The sequence below is a fragment of the Lentzea sp. NPDC102401 genome, from assembly GCF_044765805.1.
GTDB classification, from domain to species: domain Bacteria; phylum Actinomycetota; class Actinomycetes; order Mycobacteriales; family Pseudonocardiaceae; genus Lentzea; species Lentzea sokolovensis.
Genome location: NZ_JBIWKS010000004.1, coordinates 701,493 through 722,304, shown reverse-complemented (window position 1 = coordinate 722,304; position 20,812 = coordinate 701,493). Strand labels below are relative to the sequence as shown.

The following is a 20,812-nucleotide window of genomic DNA, read 5'->3' as shown; positions in this document are numbered from 1 at the left end:
CGGCTCTCGCGCGCCCGCACGAGGTCTCACTAGCGTGCGGGCGTGGCTACTCACGACAAAGGCTCGACGAGTTCGAGCGCTTTCTCCGACGACTCGTTCTATTCGAGCAGCGGAGGGGGAGTGCACCACTTCGACGACGGCACGGCCAGAGTCGGCGGAGACACCGTCCAGTCGTACGACTCGTCGACGAAGGCGTTCGACAACTCGGGTTACACGCCGCTGGAGACGTCCACTGTGGACGACCGCGACGACGACCTGTTCGACGACGACCGCAAGAAGTTCGGCTGGACGGCCGGGCCCGACATCGGCCTGCTCGGCCTGCGCGCGGTCCTCGGCGGCATCTTCGTGCTGCACGGCCTGCAGAAGGTGTTCGGGCTCTTAGGCGGCCCCGGCATCAACGGCTTCGCGCAGTCGCTGGAGAAGATGGGCTACCGCGAGTCCACCGTCCTCGCCTGGGTCACCGGCATCACCGAGCTGGCCGGCGGTGGCCTGCTCGTGCTGGGCCTCTTCACGCCGCTGGCCGCGGCGGGCCTGCTCGCGGTGATGGCCAACGTCATCGCGCTGCAGTACAAGGGCGGTTTCTTCGGCCCCAACGGCGTGGAGCTCGAACTGGCGCTCGCGGGCATGGCGTTCGCGGCGTTGTTCGCCGGCCCCGGCCGGGCCGCGCTCGACTACAACCGCAGCTGGTTCCGCCACCCGCTGGCAGCTGGGTTCATCGCGCTGGTGATCGGCATCGGCGGCGCCGCGGTGACCTACTTCGTCTTCCGGTAGAACAGCCCTGTGCGGAAGAACGTGACGGGAGCGGTGCTCCAGCTCGCCCTGCTGGTGATCGGGATCCCGGTCGTCTACCTGGTGGCGTTCCCGTTCGGCCTCACCGCGAAGTCCCTGCTCCCGCCACTCGGCCTGCTCGCGGGCCTCGTCGTCGGCGGCGTCCTGGTCAAGAGAACGGAGCAGCCCGTCAGCGGACCGCTGACGGGCTGGCTCGTTTTCGGCGCCGCTATGACGCTCGCACTGGCTCTTTAGAGGTCCGGGTTGCGCACCGCGCCCGTAGACGCGTCCGTCGCCATCCGCGCGTAGGCCCGCAGCGCCGCCGTCACCGGACGGATCCGGTCCACCGGCTGCCACGGCCGTTCGGAGGCCTCCATCTTGGCGCGGCGCTCGGCCAGCACGTCGGCGTCCACCAGCAGCTCAAGACGCCGCTCGTGCACGTCGATCAGGATCCGGTCGCCGTTCTGGACGAGACCGATCGTGCCGCCGCCCGCCGCCTCCGGCGAGATGTGCCCGATCGACAGGCCCGACGAACCGCCGGAGAACCGGCCGTCCGTGATCAGCGCGCACTTCTTGCCGAGACCGGAGCCCTTGAGGAACGCGGTCGGGTGCAGCATCTCCTGCATGCCGGGACCGCCGGACGGACCCTCGTAGCGCACGACCAGGACCTCGCCCGCCTGGATCTCCTTGTTCAGGATCGCCGAGACTGCCTGTTCCTGGGACTCGACGACGCGCGCCGGGCCCTCGAAGTGCCACAGCTCCTCGTCGATGCCCGCGGACTTGATGATCGCGCCGCGCTCGGCCAGGTTGCCGCGCAGCACGTTCAGGCCGCCGTCACGGGTGTAGGCGTGCTCGTCGTCGCGGATGCAGCCACCGGCCGCGTCGGTGTCCAAAGAGGACCAGCGGTTCGACGTCGAGAACGCCTCGGTCGTCCGCACGCCACCGGGAGCGGCGTGGAACAGTTCGATGGCCTCCGGCGACGGGTTCTCCGCGCGGATGTCCCACTTGCCGAGCCACTCCGCCAGCGTCGGCGTGTGCACCGACGTGACGTCGTCGTTCAGCAGGCCGGCGCGGTAGAGCTCGCCCAGCAGCGCGGGGATTCCGCCCGCCCGGTGCACGTCCTCCATGTGGTAGTCGGAGTTCGGCGACACCTTGGACAGGCACGGCACGCGGCGGGACAGGTCGTCGATGTCCTGCAGCGTGAAGTCGATCTCGCCCTCCTGTGCGGCGGCGAGGATGTGCAGCACGGTGTTCGTCGAGCCGCCCATGGCCATGTCGAGCGCCATCGCGTTCTCGAACGCCTTGCGGTTCGCGATCGACCGCGGCAGCGCCGACTCGTCGTCCTCGCCGTACCAGCGCTTGCACAGCTCCACGACCACACGGCCGGCCTCGGAGAACAGCTCGCGGCGCGCGGCGTGCGTGGCCAGCGTCGAGCCGTTGCCCGGCAGCGACAGGCCGAGGGCTTCCGTGAGGCAGTTCATGGAGTTCGCGGTGAACATGCCGGAGCAGGAACCGCACGTCGGGCACGCGGAGCGTTCGACCTCCGACAGTCCGTCCTCGCTCACGGCGGGGGAAGCCGAGGCGGAGATCGCGGTGATCAGGTCCGTCGGCGCGACGGCGACACCCTCGACGACGACGGCCTTGCCGGCCTCCATCGGGCCGCCGGACACGAACACGACGGGGATGTTGAGCCGCATCGCCGCGTTGAGCATGCCGGGCGTGATCTTGTCGCAGTTGGAGATGCAGACGATCGCGTCGGCCTGGTGGGCGTTGACCATGTACTCGACGGAGTCGGCGATGATCTCGCGGCTGGGCAGCGAGTAGAGCATCCCGCTGTGGCCCATGGCGATGCCGTCGTCGACGGCGATGGTGTGGAACTCGCGTGCGACACCGCCCGCCTCGCGCACCGCCTCGGCCACGATGTCCCCGAGATCGCGCAGGTGCACGTGGCCCGGCACGAACTGCGTGTAGGAGTTGGCGATCGCGATGATCGGCTTGCCGAAGTCGCTGTCGGTCATGCCGGTCGCGCGCCACAGGGCGCGGGCTCCGGCGGCGTTGCGACCGTGGGTGGTGGTGCGAGAGCGGAGCTGAGGCACTGCTCCTCCAGATTCAGTTCAAGAAAAAGGCGCGCGGGACGCGGGGGTGAGGCGTCCATCAGTCTGGGAGCGGTGCCTCAAAGGTTACTTGTGCGCAGACTCGCCGAGACCAGCAGACAGGCGAGTGCGAGCGTGATCACGTGCACGACGGTGCACCACAGGCAGATCTTGCCGATGATCAGGAACTCGGCCGCCACCAGGTAGACCACCATCAGCACGCCGACGCCGACCGCGCCGAGACGCACCCATTTCAGCGCGTCGATCCGCCACGCGAACGGGAGGCAGATCACGGTCAGGAACGCGAAGAAGGCCAGGCCGAGGAACGCGACGGGGATGCCCAGGAGCTCCGACTGCTCGCTCGTGGTCACGGTCTCGCAGTCGATGACCGCGTCCGCCGAGCACAGCAGCGCGTTCGAGTTGAAGTGCGTGTACGTCAGATAGGCCGAGGTCAGCAGGCCCGCGACGGACAGCAGCAGGCTCAGCGGCGGAACTCGTTTGATCACTTCTCCGACTCCGCGACCTCTGCCGTCGGCTCCTCCGCGACGGCTTCCTCCTCGACCGCTTCTTCCTTGATCGTCGGGTCGGGCACGCGACCGCCACTGACCAGGGACAGCGCCGGCAGGTGCATGAACCGCACCGCGGGCAGGGTCACCTCGGAGTCGTCGTCCTTCACGGCCTTGAGCCAGCCCTTCTGGACCAGCCGGAGCGACTTCACCTCGGACCACTTCACCGTCGTCGTGCCGAACACGCCGCGGGCCACGAGTTCGTCCTCGGTGACCGTCGTGCGGTTGCGGACGACCCAGTACGCGTAGCCGAGCGGGAGAACGTAGAGCGCTTGCAGCCCCGGAGCGAGCCACGCCACAGGGGTGACGCAGATGGCGATCAAACCCGCTGCGAGCAGGGCCGTTGCCGGGATGCGAAAGACCAGCTTCTTCACTCGGACGATTGTTCCACGTCCACGATCCGGGAATTCCATCCCGCAGAGTTGACGCACTCTTGCGCGAGGCGATAACGTCCGCTTCATGCAGCGCACGCTCGTTCTCGTACTTCTCAGGCGCGTCGACGCCTGAGCCGAACAGCCTGCGTCGACGCGCGACCCTCGCACGACCCATCTCCGGGTTGTCGAGGGTTTTTTCGTGTCCGGACCCCGATACCCACGAGGCAAACCAATGACCAGCGCACCATCGCGACAGGCTTCCGAGCCCTCGTCGCCACGTCCAGGTCCGCGGCCCAAACCGGCTCCGCCCACTGGCGCGCCGATTCGAGTGACCGGGGCTCAGTCCCTCGTCCGCTCGCTTGAGGCGGTCGGGTGCGAAGTGGTGTTCGGCATTCCCGGCGGGACGATCCTTCCCGCGTACGACCCGCTGCTGGACTCCACGAAGGTCCGGCACATCCTCGTCCGCCACGAGCAGGGCGCAGGACACGCGGCGACCGGATACGCGCAGGCCACCGGCAAGGTCGGGGTCTGCATGGCGACCTCGGGTCCGGGTGCGACCAACCTCGTCACCCCGATCGCGGACGCGAACATGGACTCCGTCCCCATCGTCGCGATCACCGGCCAGCAGTCGCGGCCGCTGATCGGCACGGACGCCTTCCAGGAGGCGGACATCTGCGGCATCACGATGCCGATCACCAAGCACAACGTGCTCGTGACCGACCCGGCGGACATCCCGCGGGCGATCGCGGAGGCGTTCCACATCGCGTCGACCGGCAGGCCTGGCCCCGTTCTCGTCGACATCCCCAAGGACGTGCTGCAGGAGCAGACCAGCTTCTCGTGGCCGCCCGAGATGCGCCTGCCCGGTTACCGGCCGACGACCCGGCCGCACGGCAAGCAGGTCCGCGAGGCCGCCAAGCTGATCGTGGCCGCGAGCAAGCCCGTTCTGTACGTCGGTGGCGGCGTCATCAAGGCCGACGCGCACGCCGAACTGCTGCGCCTGGCCGAGGACACCGGCATCCCGGTCGTCACGACGCTGATGGCGCGCGGCGCGTTCCCCGACTCGCACGAGCAGCACATGGGCATGCCCGGCATGCACGGCACCGTCGGGGCCGTCGCGGCGATGCAGAAGTCGGACCTGCTGATCGCCCTCGGCGCCCGGTTCGACGACCGCGTCACCGGTCAGCTGAACTCCTTCGCGCCGGACGCGCAGATCATCCACGCCGACATCGACCCGGCGGAGATCTCCAAGAACCGCCGCGCGGACGTCCCGATCGTGGGCGACTGCAAGGAGATCATCACCGAGCTGATCGACGCCGTCCGCACCGAGCGCGAGACGGCCAAGGCCGTCGACCTCGCCCCGTGGTGGGAGACGCTGAACTCGATCCGCGAGACGTTCCCGCTGGGCTACGACTGGCCGGAGGACGGCACGCTGTCCCCGCAGTACGTCATCGAACGGATCGGCAAGCTGTCGCCGGCCGACACGATCTACACCGCGGGCGTCGGCCAGCACCAGATGTGGGCCGCGCAGTTCGTGAAGTACGAGCACCCGCGCACGTGGATCAACTCCGGTGGCCTCGGCACGATGGGCTTCGCCGTTCCCGCCGCGATGGGCATCAAGGCCGGTGAGCCGGGCCGCACGGTGTGGGCCATCGACGGCGACGGCTGCTTCCAGATGACCAACCAGGAACTCGCCACCTGCGCCATCGAGGGCCTGCCGGTGAAGATCGCCGTGATCAACAACGGCAACCTGGGCATGGTCCGCCAGTGGCAGACGCTGTTCTACGGCGAGCGGTACTCCAACACGGATCTGGGGACGCACAAGCACCGCATCCCAGACTTCAAGCTCCTGGCGGAAGCCCTCGGTTGTGCGGGCCTGCGCGCCGAGTCCCGCGAGGAGGTGGACGAGGTGATCGGAAAGGCGTTGGAGATCAACGACCGCCCGGTCGTCGTCGACTTCGTCGTCGGCAAGGACGCCCAGGTGTGGCCGATGGTCGCGGCCGGCACCGGCAACTCCGAGATCATGGCCGCCCGCGGCATCCGCCCCCTGTTCGATGAGGACCTGTGATGACCAGGCACACGCTGAGCGTTTTGGTCGAGGACAAGCCCGGTGTGCTCGCACGCGTCGCCGGCCTGTTCTCCCGCCGCGGCTTCAACATCGAGTCGCTCGCGGTCGGCCGCACCGAGTACCCCGACATCTCGCGCATGACGATCGTGGTGTCGGTCGACGAGCTGCCGCTGGAGCAGGTGACCAAGCAGCTCAACAAGCTCATCAACGTCATCAAGATCGTGGAGCTGGAGCCCAGTGCTTCCGTTCAGCGGCAACTGGTGCTGATCAAGGTTCGCGCGGACGCGACGGTGCGGTCGCAGGTCCTCGAAACCGTTCAGCTCTTCCGCGCGAAGGTCGTCGACGTGTCACCGGAGGCCGTCACCATCGAGGCCACCGGCACGTCTGAAAAACTCGACGCGTTGCTGCGCATGCTGGAGCCCTACGGGCTTCGCGAGATCGTCCAGTCCGGCATGGTCGCCATCGGCCGTGGCGCTCGTTCCATCACCGCCACCGCGGTTCGTTAGAACTAGAAAGTAGGGAATTACTGTGAGCGTCGAGATCTTCTACGACGACGATGCCGACCTGAGCATCATCCAGGGCCGCAAGGTGGCCGTGATCGGCTACGGCAGCCAGGGCCACGCCCACGCCCTGTCGCTGCGCGACTCCGGCGTGGAGGTCCGCATCGGCCTGCAGGAGGGCTCCAAGTCCCGCGCCAAGGCGGAAGAAGAGGGCCTCGAGGTCGGCACCCCGGCCGAGGTCTCCGCGTGGGCCGACGTGATCATGATCCTGGCGCCGGACACCGCGCAGCGCCACATCTACGCCAACGAGATCGCCGCGAACCTCAACGAGGGCGACGCGATCTTCTTCGGCCACGGCTTCAACATCCGCTACGGCCTCATCACGGTCCCGTCCGGTGTGGACGTCGCCATGGTCGCGCCGAAGGGCCCCGGCCACCTGGTCCGCCGCCAGTTCGTCGACGGCAAGGGCGTCCCCGCGCTCATCGCGGTCGAGCAGGACGCCTCCGGCAACGCGCAGGCTCTCGCCCTGTCCTACGCCAAGGGCATCGGCGGCACGCGCGCCGGCGTCATCAAGACGACGTTCAAGGAAGAGACCGAGACCGACCTCTTCGGCGAGCAGGCCGTCCTCTGCGGTGGCGCCTCCGCGCTCGTCCAGGCGGGCTTCGAGGTCCTCACCGAGGCGGGCTACGCCCCCGAGGTCGCGTACTTCGAGTGCCTGCACGAGCTCAAGCTGATCGTCGACCTCATGTACGAGGGCGGCATCGCCCGCATGCGCTACTCGATCTCCGACACCGCCGAGTTCGGCGACCTGACCCGCGGCCCGCGCGTCATCACTCCTGCCGTCAAGGAGGAGATGAAGAAGATCCTGGGCGAGATCCAGGACGGCACCTTCGCCAACGAGTGGGTGGCCGAGGACGACAACGGCCGCGCGAACTACAAGAAGCTGCAGCAGGAGGGTGAGAACCACCCGATCGAGGCAACCGGCAAGAAGCTCCGCGACATGATGTCGTGGGTGGACCGGCCGATCACCGAGACCGCCTGAGTCTTCTCACCAGGTCTTTCCCCCAGGGAGGCCCGTGGAGCGTGTGTGACGCTCCGCGGGCCTTTCCGCTTTTCGTTCGCGCCCATCCGCTAGCTTGGCTCTCATGTCTGAAAGTGCGCCGATCTACGACGACAAGGCCCACGTGCGCGGCAAGCTCGACCTCCGCAACGCGCAGTGGAAGCGCCCACCGGAGCCGGAACCGGAAGACGGCCACGTCGAGATCGCCTTCATCGAGCACACCGACGGCGCCACGTACGTCGCCATGCGCAACTCCAAGCAGCTCGAACCCGTCCTCACCTTCACGATGGCCGAGTGGGACGCGTTCGTGCTGGGAGCGAAGGACGGCGAGTTCGACGAGCCCTGGTGATCGCCTCGGCGACCTCCTCCAGCGGCCGCGTGCCATCGACGATCACGGCACCGAGACCCCGATACATGGCCTCCATGTGCACGTTGTGGCTCAACGCCGCCGCAAGCTCCTCCGGATGCTTGCCGAACGAGTTGCTCGTGCGCGTCCGCAACCGCTCGCGCATCGTCGCGTCGTCGATCACCAGGCACACCACCACGTCGAACAGGTCCCACACCTCCGCCTCGTTCTCGACGCAGCCGCAGAGGAACGCATCCCGCTCCCCGGCCTCCACAACAAGACCTTCAACCCGAGCACGGCTGATCCGCCACCCGAACCGATCGAGCCACCCCTGCGGCACCGGGTCGGGCGGGTCGGCGACGACCTGCCCGCTCACCCGGTCCACCCACTGGTTGAAGCCCTCCCAGTCGGCATCGACCGCCAGCTCTCCCTTGCTCTTGAGCAGCGAGCAGACCGTCGACTTACCGGCCCCCGACGCCCCGGTGATCCACACGAGCGGCATCTTCGAAGCGTCCCACGGCAGACGATCCAACGAGGCCGAGCCGCATGTCCGGTGCCATCCGCACTCGCCAACGCAAGGCGCCCACTTACGCAGGTCCGGCGCGCGGTGCCAACCGGTGCCCGCCTTCGCAAAACAACCACGTACGAAGCCTGGCGTGGCGATGCGAAGCGAGCCGTCCGAACCTAGGGCGCCGGGTTGCGGTGAGCCCCGCTCATGGCGATTGGGGCTTGACCTTGAGGGGCTGGGTGCCACCCTGTCTGGGCTCGGCCGGGGCGCTTTTCACCCCGGCTTTGAGGCCGACTACGCGCCCAGCTAGAGGCTCAAGGTCAAGCCCCAATCGCAACCCCGCACTTCGTCACGACCCGAGGGACCACCCTCGCAAGGCGACCGAACGTCAGGAACGCGACCAACCCCGCTGGAACGCGACAAACGCCCGCAAACCGACCCGCAAGGCCCCGCAAGGCCCCCCACGCCAGCCCACACCCCCGCCCTGCCCTCCACCCGCACTACGTCAACGCCCCACCCGTTCCCAGGGCGTGGACCTCACACTGTCGGGTGAACACCACGTCCACCCATGCTTCGTCCCATACTGCAAGACGCGGGCGGTGACCTGAGCCACCCGGCGGAATGCGGGCGCAAGGCCGGTGTCTATGCTCGTTAACAGTCCGGACACATTGCGGTGCTCCGGTCGGCGCGGGCCAGCCGCCCCCGACCACGCCCGCGCCCCACGATCCGACCCTTCCTGGGAGCGATGTCCGTGAGCAACACGAGCCGACCTGTTGTCCTCATCGCCGAGAAGCTCGCGCCGTCCGTTCTGGACGCTCTCGGTGACGGCGTCGAAGTGCGCCACGTAGACGGCACCGACCGCGAAGCCCTCCTCACCGCCGTCGCCGACGCGGACGCTCTGCTCGTCCGGTCCGCCACCCAGGTGAACGCCGAGGTCTTCGCGGCCACGCGCAAGCTGAAGGTCGTGGCCCGCGCGGGTGTCGGCCTGGACAACGTCGAGGTCCCGGCCGCCACGCAGAACGGCGTGATGGTCGTCAACGCGCCGACGTCCAACATCGTCAGCGCCGCCGAGCACGCCGTCGCGCTTCTCCTCAGCGTCGCGCGCCAGATCCCGGCCGCGCACGAGACGCTGCAGAACCACGAGTGGAAGCGCTCCAAGTTCAACGGCGTCGAGCTCAACGGCAAGACGGTCGGCGTCGTCGGCCTCGGCAAGATCGGTCAGCTGTTCGCGCAGCGCATCGCCGCGTTCGGCGTCGAGCTCATCGCCTACGACCCGTACGTGAGCGCCGCCCGCGCCGCCCAGCTCGGCATCGAGCTCGTCAGCCTCGAGGAACTGCTCGAGCGTGCCGACGCGATCAGCATCCACCTGCCGAAGACGCCGGAGACCAAGGGCCTCATCGGCGCCGAGCAGCTGGCGAAGGCCAAGCGCGGCGTCATCATCGTCAACGCGGCCCGCGGTGGCCTCATCGACGAGGAAGCCCTCGCGGAGGCCGTCAGGGAAGGCCAGGTCGGCGGCGCCGGCATCGACGTCTTCTCCACCGAGCCCACGACCGAGAGCCCGCTGTTCAACGTGCCGGGCATCGTCGTCACCCCGCACCTCGGCGCTTCCACGGCCGAGGCGCAGGACCGCGCGGGCACCGACGTCGCGAAGAGCACCATCCTCGCGCTCGCCGGCGAGTTCGTGCCGGACGCCGTCAACGTCCAGGGCGGTGCGGTCGGCGAAGAGGTCCGCCCGTACCTGCCGCTGGTGCAGAAGCTCGGCACCGTCCTCAGTGCACTGTCGCCCAAGGCCCCGACCAGCGTCACCGTCGAGGTCCGCGGCGAACTGTCCAATGAGGACGTCGCGATCCTGCCGCTCGCCGCGCTGCGCGGGGTGTTCTCCAAGGTCGTCGAGTCGCAGGTGACGTTCGTGAACGCGCCGAGCCTCGCCGCGGACCTGGGCGTCAGCGTGGAGCTCGTCAAGGAGACCGAGAGCCCGAACCACCGCAGCCTCGTCACGGTGAAGGCCGTGTACGCGGACGGCACGACGAACACCGTGTCCGGCACGGTCAGCGGCATCGCGCAGGTCGAGAAGCTGGTGAACATCAACGGCCGCAACTTCGACCTGAGGGCCGAAGGCACCGTCCTGCTGCTGGAGTACCCGGATCGTCCGGGTGTCATGGGCACCGTCGGCACGCTGCTCGGCGAGGCCGGCGTGAACATCGAGGCCGCGCAGATCAGCCAGACCGGCGACGACGCGGTCATGGTGCTGCGCGTCGACCGCCCGGTCGACACCCAGGTGCTCGACCCGATCGGTGCCTCCGTCGGTGCGCGCACCGTCAGGTCTGTCGACTTCGGATAGTCACGACAAACGGGAAGGGGACGGGCAAAGTCCCCTTCCCGTGTTCGTCGTCGTTCACAACGAAGTCGTAACAGGCAACTATCTGTAGACCACATTCATACTTTCGGGGCAGTCGCAGACACACGATCAGCGATTAGCGTCCCCACGAGGTTGACCCGGTGCCGTAGAGGGCACGGCACTGTCTTTTCGGGTCGAAGGCACACACCTCGGTTGGGGCAAACGTTGTGAAGAGACGATCGAGTCTGGTGGTGTTCTCTGCCATCACCACACTGCTGATCGCACCTGCCACGGCACAGGCGCAGAGCGAACCGCTCGCGCAGCCGGTCAAGGGTGCGCACGGGTTGGACGCGAAAGCGTTGCACCTCAAGGTTTCTCCCAGGCTGAACGCCGCGGGCTCGGTCACCGCGTTCGTCGCGCTGGACCGCAAGCCGGCCGTCGACGCGTTCGACGAGAAGAAGAGCCAGGGCAAAGAGGTCGCGAAGCAGGCCGCCAAGCAGGCCAAGAACGACACGTCGGCCACGGTCGACCAGGTCGTCGGCCAGCTCAAGAGCGCTGACACGCAGACCAAGGAGCTTTACCGCACCTCCAACGGCGTCCCCGGCGTCGTCGTGAAGGCCGACGCGCAGAAGGTCCGCGAACTGGCCCAGCGCCAGGACGTTCTCGCCGTCTACCCGGTCGTGCCGAAGAAGCGCCAGAACTCGAACGCCGTCCAGCTCACCAGGACGCTCAACGTCTGGCAGCAGTACGGCAAGCTCGGCGACGACGTCCGCGTCGGCATCATCGACACCGGTGTCGACTACACGCACGCGAACTTCGGCGGCCCCGGCACGGTCGAGGCGTTCAAGGCCGTCGACCCGCGCGTGAAGGACCCGAACTTCCCGACCGCGAAGGTCGTCGGCGGGTACGACTTCGTCGGCGAGGACTACGACGGGGAGAGCACCGACCCGGCGATCAACACGCCGAAGCCGGACCCGAACCCCATCGACTGCAACGGCCACGGCTCGCACGTCGCGGGCACCACGGCCGGCTTCGGCGAGAACGCCGACGGCAGCACGTTCAAGGGTGACTACACCAAGCTGGACGCCGCGAAGCTCAACGAGATGAAGATCGGCCCCGGCACCGCGCCGAAGGCCCAGATCTTCGCGCTGAAGGTCTTCGGCTGCGAGGGCTCGACCAACGTCACCTCGCAGGCGCTCGACTGGTCGCTCGACCCCGACGGTGACGGCGACTTCTCCGACCACCTCGACGTGGTCAACCTGTCGCTCGGCTCCGACTACGGCGCCCCGGACGACCCCGACAGCCTCTTCGTGAAGAAGCTGTACAAGGTCGGCGTCATGCCGGTCTTCTCCGCGGGCAACGGCGGCGACCTCTACGACATCGGCGGCTCGCCGGGCAACACGCCCGAGGCGCTGACCGTCGCGTCCGTGCGCGACTCGTCCGTGCTTCGTGACGGCGCCGTGGTCACCGGACAGGGCGCGAAGCCCGGCCAGTACAGCCAGAACTTCACCGGCTACCTGGACTACGACAAGACCCTGCCGGTCGTGAAGCTGACCCAGGCCGGCAACCTCGACGGCTGCCAGCCGATCACCGAGGCCCTCGCGGGCAAGTACGTGTGGCTCGAGTGGGACGACAACGACGCGACGCGCCGTTGTGGTTCCGGTGGCCGCACCAACAACGCGCAGGCCGCCGGTGCCGCGGGCGTGGTGCTGTCGTCCACTTTGAACAACTTCAACGCGGGCATCGCGGGCAACGCGACCATCCCGGTCTTCCAGTTCACCGGTGACGCCACCAGCCAGGTGCGCCCGCTGCTGGACGCGGGCACGCTGACCGTTCGCCTGGCAGGCGTCCTGCGCACCACGGTGCCGACGTACGACCAGTCCATTTCGGACACCCCGAGCGCGTTCACCAGCCGTGGCACCCGCGGCCAGTCCATCAAGCCGGACGTCGCGGCCCCCGGTGACACGATCTCGTCCACCGCCGTCGGTTCCGGCAACGACCGCCTGGTGATCTCGGGTACGTCGATGGCGTCCCCGCACGTCGCCGGCATCGCCGCCCTGGTCCGCCAGGCGCACCCGGACTGGACGCTGGAAGAGGTCAAGGCCTCGATCATGAACACCGCCGGTGCGGACGTGAAGGAGGACGGCAAGACCTTCGCGCCCAACCGGGTCGGTACCGGCCGCGTGGACGGCAAGTCCGCGATCGACAACCAGGTCCTCGCGTACGTCGAGGAGGACAACGGTTACGTCAGCGCGAACTTCGGCGTCGTCGAGGTCGCCAAGGCCGTCTCCAAGTCCAAGACCATCAAGCTGGTCAACAAGTCCACGAAGGCCGTGGAGTACAAGGTCGGCTACACCGCGGCCACGACGATCCCCGGCGTGAGCTACGTGCTCTCGCAGGACAAGGTGAAGCTGAGCCCGCGCGGAGTCGCGCGCGTCAAGGTGACCCTGAAGATCGACGACCCGAAGGCGCTGCGCAAGACGGTCGACTCGACCGTCGAGGCCAACCAGCTCGACGTGCCGCGCCAGTTCCTCGCGGACGCCTCCGGTCGCGTGACCTTCACGCCGACCGCCGGTGCCACCGTGCCGCTGCGCCTGTCGGTCTACTCGGCGCCGAAGCCGGTCGCGGACATCAAGACCGCGTCCAGCCTCAAGTTCTCGGGCAACAGCAAGCAGGCCGTCCTGAACGTGTCCGGCAAGGGCATCGACCAGGGCACCGGCTCGCAGGCCTACCGCTCGCTGATCAGCGTTCTCGAGCTGCAGGCCCAGTCGCCGAAGCTGCGCGACTGCAAGCGCAACGTCACCGAGAACTGCGCGCTCAACGAGACCGCCAAGGGCGGCGACCTCCGCTACGTCGGCGCGGCCTCCACGGCCCCGCTGGCCAAGGCGCAGGGCAAGCCTGAGGAGGCGCTGCTCGCGTTCGGTGTCGCGACCTGGGGCAACTGGTACAACCTGGGCAAGAACACCATCCCGTTCGTCGACATCGACACCAACGGTGACGGCACGGCGGACTTCGAGGTGTTCGCGACCCGTCTGACCGACACCGACCTGCTGGTCGCGTCCACCGTGGACCTGAAGACGGGCGAGACCGTCGACATCCAGGGCGTGAACGGCCTGTTCGGCGACGTCGACGCGAACGTCCAGGACACCAACGTCGTCGTCCTGCCGGTGCTGCTGAGCGCACTGGGCATCGACGCGACGAAGGACACGGCTCGCCTCTCGTACGTCGTGGGCGTCGGTGGCTACTACGCCGCGCCGGGCAACGCGAACAAGCTCGTCGACGTCATCGACCGCAACCTGTCCTACGACCCGCTCAAGCCGGGTCTGTGGGCGCAGGGCGGCGGCGACGCGGCGCTCTCGTACCTCGCGAAGCCGGGCACCGCGCTCGTCGTCAACAAGAACGAGGCCTCGCTGAAGGCCGACAAGTCCGACGGGCTGCTGGTCCTCAACCACCACAACGCCAACGGTGACCGCGCGTCGGTCGTCCTGGTGAAGTCGAGTGGCCGGGGCGGCGCCTACTAGATCGGATGTTTCACGAGAGGCCCGGTTCCTCGTTGGGAACCGGGCCTCTCGGCACGTCACGGCCAGGAACTGCCTGCCGTCACCCCTTGACGCGACCCCGTTCCTGCGGTCGAGTGACACTCGAAAGTGGGATATGGGCCGTGTGGGTGTCCCGCAGTACGGGAGATAACACCCCGATGGGGTGTCCGGCATGCGGCGGGCGGCCTGGATGCCGGTAGCCTTTCGCGAAGGAAAGTAGTCCCACCAATTGGGGACTGACACCTGGGAGGTGTGTGGATGCGGCTCGCAGTGATCCCAGGAGACGGGATCGGGCCCGAGGTCATCGCTGAGGCCCTGAAGGTCCTCGGAGAGGTCGTTCCGGCGGCCGAGATCACTCGCTACGACCTCGGCGCGGCGCGCTGGCACGCCACGGGAGAGTTGTTGCCCGAGTCGGTGCTGGGAGAGCTTCGCCAGCACGACGCGATCCTGCTCGGCGCGGTGGGCGACCCGTCGGTGCCGAGCGGAATTCTGGAGCGGGGCCTGCTTCTGAGGCTGCGCTTCGAACTCGACCACCACGTGAACCTCCGCCCGGCTCGTCTCTACCCCGGTGTCCGCAGCCCGCTCGCGGACCCGCCGGAGATCGACATGGTGGTGGTCCGCGAGGGCACGGAAGGCCCGTACGCGGGCAACGGCGGCCTGCTCCGCAAGGACACGCCGCACGAGATCGCCACCGAGGTCTCGCTGAACACCTCGTTCGGCGTCGAGCGCGTGGTTCGGGACGCCTTCGCGCGTGCGTCGAACCGTCAGCGCCGGCACCTGACCTTGGTGCACAAGACGAACGTCCTCACGCACGCCGGCTCGTTGTGGTCGCGCGTCGTGGAGGAGGTCTCGCTGCAGCACCCGGACGTCACCGTGGCCTACCAGCACGTGGACGCGGCGACCATTCACATGGTCACCGACCCGGGCCGTTACGACGTGATCGTCACCGACAACCTGTTCGGCGACATCCTGACCGACCTCGCCGCCGCCGTCACGGGTGGCATCGGCCTGGCCGCGTCGGGAAACATGGACGTGACCCGCCGCAACCCGTCGATGTTCGAGCCGGTGCACGGTTCGGCGCCGGACATCGCGGGCCAGGGCATCGCGGACCCGACGGCCGCCGTGCTGTCGGTCGCGCTGCTGCTCGACCACCTCGGCGAGCACGAGTCGGCCCGCCGGATCGAGGCCTCCGTGGCCTTTGATCTCGCTACCAGGGACCACCAGTCGCCTGGGGCCACCTACGCCATCGGCGACCGTCTCGCGGCACTCGTGTCGTCGAACGTCCGCACTGGCTGAGGTTCATCCGCTTGACGTTTTGAAGCCCCGGCCGGATCTTCCGGCCGGGGCTTCGGCGTTTCCGCGCGTCGGTCAGAGCTGGCCGTTGGCCTCACGCCACGCGCGCTCCTTCTTGATCCACTCGTTGTCCTGCGGGAACTCGTCGATCGTCGGCACGCGCCGGATCTCGGTCTTGAACCCCGGGCCGATCAGCGGCATGCGCTTGGCCCACTCGATCGCCTCCTCCTTCGAGGACACGTTGAGCAGGTAGAAGCCGTTGAACAGCTCCTTGGTCTCGCCGTACGGGCCGTCCGTGACGACCGGCGGTTCGGCGGAGTAGTCGACGACGACGCCCTCGGACGGTTCGGAGAGACCCTCGGCGGCCAGCAGCACACCGGCGCGGATCAGTTCCTCGTTGAACGCGCCGACGATCTCCAGCATCTTGTCGAAGTCGAACTCGCCCATGTTCGCGTAGGCCTCGTCGGTGGCGCGCATGATCAGCATGTACTTCACGGTGGATCTCCTCGCTCGGTGTCTTCCTCGGTGACGTCCACAGGTCGAACGGGCCGCGGACCGGATCGACATCACACCCGGAGAATTTTCGAACTTTCTGTTTTCGCAGGTAGGGTCGGGTCAGTCGTGCGTGGGGGAAGACCGGTCGAAGTCCGGCGCTGACCCGCAACGGTAGGTCCCACCTGGGACGAGCCCGAACACCCGCTCACGGTGCCCGAGAACTTCCGACTCCGCCGTGGACTGCGGGAAGGACCCAGTGCTCTCCAAGATCAGCACGCTCGTCGGCGTGCTCGCCGTCAGCCTCGTCGCGGGCGTCGCGCTCGGCCCGGTCTCCGTTCCGTTCGACCTCACGCTCGAACTGCTGTGGGCGGCGCTGACCGGTGGCACGATCCCCGCCGATCTCGCCGGGCAGTACCACATCGTCTGGGACATCCGGCTTCCCCGCGTGCTGCTGGCCGCGGTCGTGGGAGCGGGTCTGAGCACCGTCGGCGTCGCGATCCAGGCGATGGTGCGCAACGCGTTGGCAGACCCGTACGTGCTCGGCATCTCGTCGGGCGCGAGCGTGGGGGCGACGGCCGTGGCGACGCTCGGAATCCTGTCCGGCCTCGGCGTCTACGCGTTGTCGGTGGGGGCGTTCCTGACCGGTCTCGGCGCCACGGCCCTGGTCTACATCACCGCGCGCACGAGCCGAGGGCTCACACCGTTGCGGCTGGTGCTGACCGGGACTGCGCTCGCGTACGGGTTCTCCGCCGTGGCGATGCTGCTGGTGTTCCAGGCGCCGCGCGGTGAGGCGGCGCGGGCCGCGATGTTCTGGTTGCTCGGCAGCCTCGGCGGGGCGAACTGGCAGTCGCTGCCCGTCGCCGCCGTCGTGACCGCGGCCGGAATCGTCTACCTGGCGACCAAGGCGCGGCAGCTCAACGCGCTGGCGATGGGCGACGAGACCGCGACCACGCTCGGCGTCGCGGTCGACCGGTTCCGCACGCACCTGTTCATCGTCACCGCCGCCATGACCGGCGTGCTGGTGGCGGTCAGCGGTGCCGTCGGGTTCGTCGGGCTGATGCTGCCGCACCTGACGCGCATGGTCGTCGGCGCCGATCACCGCAAGGTCCTGGCCCTCGCACCGCTGGCCGGAGCGTCGTTCCTGGTCTGGGTCGACGTGGCCGCGCGGATGCTCGCGGCGCCGGAGGAACTGCCGCTGGGCGTCATCACGGCCGCACTCGGCGTGCCGTGCTTCATCTTCCTGATGCGCCGCAGGTCCTACGTCTTCGGAGGCCGCTGATGCGCGTCGAGCTGCACGACGTCACCGTCCGGAACATCATCTCCGGCATTTCGCTGACCGCCTCTGGTGAGGTCGTCGGCATCGTCGGCCCCAACGGCAGCGGCAAGTCGACGACCTTGCGCTGCGTGTACCGGGCGCTCAAGCCCGACGCCGGCACCGTCCTGCTCGACGGCGAGAACGTCCACAAACGACACGACGTCGCCCGCCACCTAGCCGCACTGACCCAGGAGTCGCAGGTCGAGTTCGACTTCACGGTCGCCGAGGTCGTGGAGATGGGCAGGCTGCCGCACGACCGCGATCCCGCGCGTGATTCCCGGGTGGTTTCCGAGGCACTGTCCACCGTGGACGTTTCGCATCTCGCTTCGCGCAGCTTCCTCAGTCTGTCCGGTGGGGAGCGTCAGCGCGTTCTCATCGCTCGCGCGATCGCCCAGGAGCCGCGCGTGCTCGTGCTGGACGAGCCCACCAACCACCTCGACATCCGGCATCAGCTCGACGTGTTGAGGCTCACGCGTGGGCTGGGCGTCACGGTTCTGACGGTTCTGCACGATCTGAACCTCGCCGCTTCCTTCTGCGATCGGCTGTACGTGCTGGACGAAGGACGGATCGTCGCGTCGGGCACGCCTGTGGACGTTCTCGTACCTGAACTGATCGCCAAGGTTTTCCACGTCACCGCGCACGTCGTGCGGCATCCGACCACGGGAGTTCCCCAGCTCCTGTTCGACCAGGAGGTCACCCCTTGAGAACTGTTGTGTGCGCGGCTGTGCTGTTGATCTCCGGCTGCGGCGCCACGGTCGCCCAGGACACCTCCGCGTCCGACCCGGTGACCGTCACGAACTGCGGTCAGCAGGTCACGTTCGACAGGATTCCGTCCAAAGTGGTCACCAACGACACCGGCATCACCGAGTTGATGTTCGCGCTGGGGTTGAAGGACCGGATGGCGGGTTACGTCGTGTCCGGTGTCGACACCGTCGACGTGCGGACCTCGCCGTGGAAGGCCGAGTTCGGCAGCGTGAAACACCTGTCCGACAAGATCTCCAAGGAGGTCGTGCAGGGGGTCAACGCCGATCTGGTGTTCGCCGGGTGGAACTACGGGTTCAGCGAGAGCACCGGGTTCACGCCGGACTCGTTGAAGGCTCTGGGGATCGGGACGTACCAGCTGACCGAGGCCTGCCGGAACGGGGTGGGGAAGCAGCGCGGGATCATGCCCGCGCTGGACGCGCTGTACACGGACCTGCGCAACCTCGGGAAGATCTTCCGGGTCGAGGCGAAGGCCGAGGAGCTCGTGAAGGGGTACCAGGAGCAGATCGCCGCCGCCGGACGGTTGATGGAGGGCAAGCCTCGGCCGAAGGTGTTCCTCTACGACAGCGGGCAGGACCAGCCGTTCACGTCCGGGAAGAACGCCGCGCCTCAGGACGTGATCTCGAAGGCCGGCGGGGACAACATCTTCGGGTATCTCAACGACAGTTGGACGACGGTCAACTGGGAGACCGTCGTGCAGCGGGACCCGGATGTCGTGTTGATCGTGGACTACGCGGACGGGGAGGCGAACACCCCTGAGCAGAAGCAGGCGTTCCTGGAGGGCTTCGCCCCGCTCGCCAACTCGCCCGCGGTTCGGGGGAAGCGGTTCTTCTCGCTGCCGTATGCGGCGTTGGTGGAGTCGCCTCGCAACGCGGCTTCGATCGAGGCGTTCGCGAAGTTCCTGTCCCAGGGGTGAGGCGTCGCGCGGCACCGCGCGGGGCGGGTGCGGCGGCCGGTTCCTGTTCCAGCGGAAGGGCGCTTCGCGTTCAGTCACAGGCGTGAACCCGTGACCAGATAGTGGGAGATTTCCTCCCGTCGCTTGGTACACCGCGCCGGGCTGTGGCAGCATCGCCGACATGCTTCAGCACGTTGCCATCATTATTGACGAGCGCGTCGGGTAGTTGCCGCCCCTGGCACCCGACGCGCAGACCTCTCGCATCCCGCGGGGGGTCTTTTTGTTTGCCCGGATGAGGAGATGAACCCCGATGGCCGGCCCGACCGACGAGTTCCACGTCTACGACACGACGTTGCGCGATGGCGCACAACGTGAGGGCATTTCGTACTCCGTCACGGACAAGCTCGCGGTCGCGCGGCTGCTGGACGGGCTCGGCGTCGGGTTCATCGAGGGCGGCTGGCCTGGCGCACTGCCCAAGGACACGGAGTTCTTCGCTCGTGCCGCGGCCGGGGACCTGGAGTTGAAGCACGCCAAGCTGGTCGCGTTCGGGGCCACGCGCAAGGCCGGCGTCAAGGTCGAGGAAGACCCGCAGGTCAAGGCGCTGCTCGACAGTCAGGCGCCGGTGGTCACGCTGGTGGCCAAGTCGGACCTCAGGCACATCGAGCGCGCACTGCGCACGGACGCCGGCGAGAACCTGAAGATGGTGCGCGACACCGTCCGGTTCCTGAAGGACCACGGAAGGCGCGTTTTTCTCGACGCCGAGCACTTCTTCGACGGGTACGCGTTCTCGCCGGACACGTCGTTGCGCGTGCTGGAGTCCGCTGTGGAGGGTGGCGCGGACGTCGTCGTGCTGTGCGACACCAACGGCGGGCAGTTGCCGTTGGGGCTCGCGGAGACGGTCGCGGAGGTCGTCGAGAAGACCGGTTTCCGGGTAGGAATCCACTGCCAGGACGACACGTCCTGCGCGGTGGCGAACACACTCGCGGCCGTTCAGGCGGGCGCGACGCACGTTCAGTGCACCGCCAACGGATATGGCGAGCGGGCAGGCAATGCGGACCTGTTCGCCGTCGTGGGAAACCTCGTGACCAAGCTCGGCATGGAGGTGCTCCCGATCGGAGCGCTGGCCGAGCTCACCCGTGTCTCCCATGCGTTGGCCGAGATCGCGAACATCGCACCCGACACCCACCAGGCCTATGTCGGGTCGTCAGCATTCGCTCACAAGGCGGGTCTGCACGCGAGCGCGATCAAGGTGGATCCGGAGCTGTACAACCACATCGATCCGGACACCGTCGGCAACGACATGCGGGTGCTGGTCACCGAGATGGCCGGTCGGGCGAGCATCGAACTCAAGGGACGTGAGTTCGGGCTCGACCTGGCCGGCCGGGGGACCGAGGTCGGCAGCGCGTTGAAGCGCGTGAAGGAGTTGGAGGCGAAGGGCTGGTCGTTCGAGGCCGCCGACGCCTCGATGGAGCTCCTGCTGCGCACCGAGCTGTCCGAACTGGACACTCCACCCTTCACCTTGGAGTCCTACCGGGTCGTGCTCGATCACCGCTCGGACGGCGAGATCGTGTCCGAGGCCACGGTCAAGGTGCACGTGGCGGGGGAGCGGGTCATCGCGACGGCCGAGGGCATCGGGCCCGTGCACGCTCTGGACGCGGCGTTGCGCAAGGCGTTGTTGCCGCACCTGTCCTGGTTGGACACTGTGGAGCTGGCCGACTACAAGGTGCGCATCCTGACCGAACATCCCGGTACCGATGCCGTGACCCGTGTTCTGGTGGAGTCCACCGACGGTGAGCGGGAGTGGACGACGGTGGGTGTGCACGGGAACATCGTCGAGGCGAGTTGGCTGGCGTTGTGTGACGCGCTGGTGCACAAATCCATGCGAAGCGGCTGAC

The 20,812-nt window shown here is 68.0% G+C and carries 18 protein-coding genes and 1 riboswitch; of the genes, 13 read left to right on the top strand and 5 right to left on the bottom strand.

What is annotated here, in order from left to right; all coding sequences use genetic code 11:
* The first annotated feature begins 42 nt into the window (after positions 1-42).
* On the top strand, positions 43-771 hold the full coding sequence (locus ACIRG5_RS18575; RefSeq protein ID WP_402906009.1) for a DoxX family protein: 729 nt from the start codon (positions 43-45) through the stop codon (positions 769-771).
* Positions 772-780: 9 nt separating this feature from the next.
* A complete protein-coding gene (locus ACIRG5_RS18570) occupies positions 781-1,023 on the top strand; it encodes a hypothetical protein (RefSeq protein ID WP_402906007.1) in 243 nt (80 codons plus the stop codon).
* On the opposite strand, the gene ilvD is transcribed toward ACIRG5_RS18570, so the two are convergent.
* The 3 genes from ilvD to ACIRG5_RS18555 all read right to left on the bottom strand — a co-directional run bounded on the left by ilvD (position 1,020) and on the right by ACIRG5_RS18555 (position 3,801).
* Entirely contained in the window at positions 1,020-2,864 is a 1,845-nt protein-coding gene (gene ilvD / locus ACIRG5_RS18565) for a dihydroxy-acid dehydratase (RefSeq protein ID WP_402906005.1), read from the bottom strand. The genes ACIRG5_RS18570 and ilvD overlap by 4 nt on opposite strands.
* Before the next feature lie 77 nt (positions 2,865-2,941).
* The gene (locus ACIRG5_RS18560; RefSeq protein ID WP_402906003.1) at positions 2,942-3,367 is read right to left on the bottom strand and encodes a vitamin K epoxide reductase family protein; all 426 of its coding nucleotides are present in this window, start codon (positions 3,365-3,367) and stop codon (positions 2,942-2,944) included.
* On the bottom strand, positions 3,364-3,801 hold the full coding sequence (locus tag ACIRG5_RS18555) for a PH domain-containing protein (RefSeq protein WP_402906001.1): 438 nt from the start codon (positions 3,799-3,801) through the stop codon (positions 3,364-3,366). Before ACIRG5_RS18555 ends, ACIRG5_RS18560 begins: the two co-directional genes overlap by 4 nt.
* 232 nt (positions 3,802-4,033) lie before the next feature.
* Here ACIRG5_RS18555 and ACIRG5_RS18550 point away from each other — a divergent pair, with 232 nt between their 5' ends.
* From ACIRG5_RS18550 to ACIRG5_RS18535, 4 genes are all read left to right on the top strand, one after another.
* Entirely contained in the window at positions 4,034-5,866 is a 1,833-nt protein-coding gene (locus ACIRG5_RS18550) for an acetolactate synthase large subunit (protein WP_090066480.1), read from the top strand.
* Positions 5,866-6,372, top strand: a complete 507-nt coding sequence (gene ilvN / locus ACIRG5_RS18545) for an acetolactate synthase small subunit (RefSeq protein ID WP_030479767.1) — start codon at positions 5,866-5,868, stop codon at positions 6,370-6,372. The genes ACIRG5_RS18550 and ilvN overlap by 1 nt, the downstream gene beginning before the upstream one ends.
* A 22-nt stretch (positions 6,373-6,394) precedes the next feature.
* Positions 6,395-7,408: a ketol-acid reductoisomerase gene (gene ilvC / locus ACIRG5_RS18540; RefSeq protein ID WP_319982524.1), complete on the top strand. Its 1,014-nt coding sequence runs from the start codon at positions 6,395-6,397 to the stop codon at positions 7,406-7,408.
* A 103-nt stretch (positions 7,409-7,511) separates the two neighbouring features.
* Entirely contained in the window at positions 7,512-7,775 is a 264-nt protein-coding gene (locus ACIRG5_RS18535; RefSeq protein WP_402905998.1) for a DUF397 domain-containing protein, read from the top strand.
* On the opposite strand, the gene ACIRG5_RS18530 is transcribed toward ACIRG5_RS18535, so the two are convergent.
* The gene (locus tag ACIRG5_RS18530; RefSeq protein ID WP_402905996.1) at positions 7,708-8,274 is read right to left on the bottom strand and encodes an AAA family ATPase; all 567 of its coding nucleotides are present in this window, start codon (positions 8,272-8,274) and stop codon (positions 7,708-7,710) included. The genes ACIRG5_RS18535 and ACIRG5_RS18530 overlap by 68 nt on opposite strands.
* Before the next feature lie 757 nt (positions 8,275-9,031).
* On the opposite strand from ACIRG5_RS18530, the gene serA reads away from it, so the two are divergent.
* The 3 genes from serA (at position 9,032) to ACIRG5_RS18515 (ending at position 15,453) form a co-directional block, all read left to right on the top strand.
* Positions 9,032-10,621 (top strand): phosphoglycerate dehydrogenase, encoded by a 1,590-nt coding sequence (gene serA / locus ACIRG5_RS18525; RefSeq protein WP_402905994.1) that lies wholly within the window; start codon positions 9,032-9,034, stop codon positions 10,619-10,621.
* 242 nt (positions 10,622-10,863) lie between these two features.
* Positions 10,864-14,139 carry a S8 family peptidase gene (locus ACIRG5_RS18520; protein WP_402906219.1) on the top strand — a complete coding sequence of 1,092 codons (3,276 nt, stop codon included), beginning with the start codon at positions 10,864-10,866 and terminating at the stop codon, positions 14,137-14,139.
* 276 nt (positions 14,140-14,415) lie between these two features.
* Complete coding sequence (locus tag ACIRG5_RS18515) at positions 14,416-15,453, top strand: 3-isopropylmalate dehydrogenase (RefSeq protein ID WP_191301032.1); 1,038 nt, start codon at positions 14,416-14,418, stop codon at positions 15,451-15,453.
* Positions 15,454-15,525: 72 nt separating this feature from the next.
* Here ACIRG5_RS18515 and ACIRG5_RS18510 read toward each other — a convergent pair whose 3' ends face one another.
* Positions 15,526-15,945 (bottom strand): YciI family protein, encoded by a 420-nt coding sequence (locus tag ACIRG5_RS18510; RefSeq protein WP_402905992.1) that lies wholly within the window; start codon positions 15,943-15,945, stop codon positions 15,526-15,528.
* A 104-nt stretch (positions 15,946-16,049) separates the two neighbouring features.
* A riboswitch (cobalamin riboswitch) is annotated at positions 16,050-16,169 on the top strand.
* Between the two features lie 32 nt (positions 16,170-16,201).
* Between ACIRG5_RS18510 and ACIRG5_RS18505 the strand changes: the two genes are divergently transcribed.
* From ACIRG5_RS18505 to cimA, 4 genes are all read left to right on the top strand, one after another.
* On the top strand, positions 16,202-17,224 hold the full coding sequence (locus ACIRG5_RS18505; RefSeq protein ID WP_402905990.1) for a FecCD family ABC transporter permease: 1,023 nt from the start codon (positions 16,202-16,204) through the stop codon (positions 17,222-17,224).
* Positions 17,224-17,964, top strand: a complete 741-nt coding sequence (locus tag ACIRG5_RS18500) for an ABC transporter ATP-binding protein (RefSeq protein ID WP_402905988.1) — start codon at positions 17,224-17,226, stop codon at positions 17,962-17,964. The genes ACIRG5_RS18505 and ACIRG5_RS18500 overlap by 1 nt, the downstream gene beginning before the upstream one ends.
* Positions 17,961-18,938, top strand: a complete 978-nt coding sequence (locus ACIRG5_RS18495; RefSeq protein WP_402905986.1) for an ABC transporter substrate-binding protein — start codon at positions 17,961-17,963, stop codon at positions 18,936-18,938. The genes ACIRG5_RS18500 and ACIRG5_RS18495 overlap by 4 nt, the downstream gene beginning before the upstream one ends.
* 289 nt (positions 18,939-19,227) lie before the next feature.
* Complete coding sequence (cimA, locus tag ACIRG5_RS18490; RefSeq protein ID WP_402905984.1) at positions 19,228-20,811, top strand: citramalate synthase; 1,584 nt, start codon at positions 19,228-19,230, stop codon at positions 20,809-20,811.
* Position 20,812 lies beyond the last annotated feature (1 nt).

Excerpts from the sequence above, each read along its gene's own strand:
- ACIRG5_RS18515 (WP_191301032.1), top strand. The coding sequence starts at position 14,416 with ATGCGGCTCGCAGTGATCCCAGGAGACGGGATCGGGCCCGAGGTCATC.
- ACIRG5_RS18500 (WP_402905988.1), top strand. The coding sequence starts at position 17,224 with ATGCGCGTCGAGCTGCACGACGTCACCGTCCGGAACATCATCTCCGGC.
- ACIRG5_RS18535 (WP_402905998.1), top strand. The coding sequence starts at position 7,512 with ATGTCTGAAAGTGCGCCGATCTACGACGACAAGGCCCACGTGCGCGGC.
- cimA (WP_402905984.1), top strand. The coding sequence starts at position 19,228 with ATGGCCGGCCCGACCGACGAGTTCCACGTCTACGACACGACGTTGCGC.
- ACIRG5_RS18550 (WP_090066480.1), top strand. The coding sequence starts at position 4,034 with ATGACCAGCGCACCATCGCGACAGGCTTCCGAGCCCTCGTCGCCACGT.
- ilvN (WP_030479767.1), top strand. The coding sequence starts at position 5,866 with ATGACCAGGCACACGCTGAGCGTTTTGGTCGAGGACAAGCCCGGTGTG.
- ACIRG5_RS18530 (WP_402905996.1), bottom strand. The coding sequence starts at position 8,274 with ATGCCGCTCGTGTGGATCACCGGGGCGTCGGGGGCCGGTAAGTCGACG.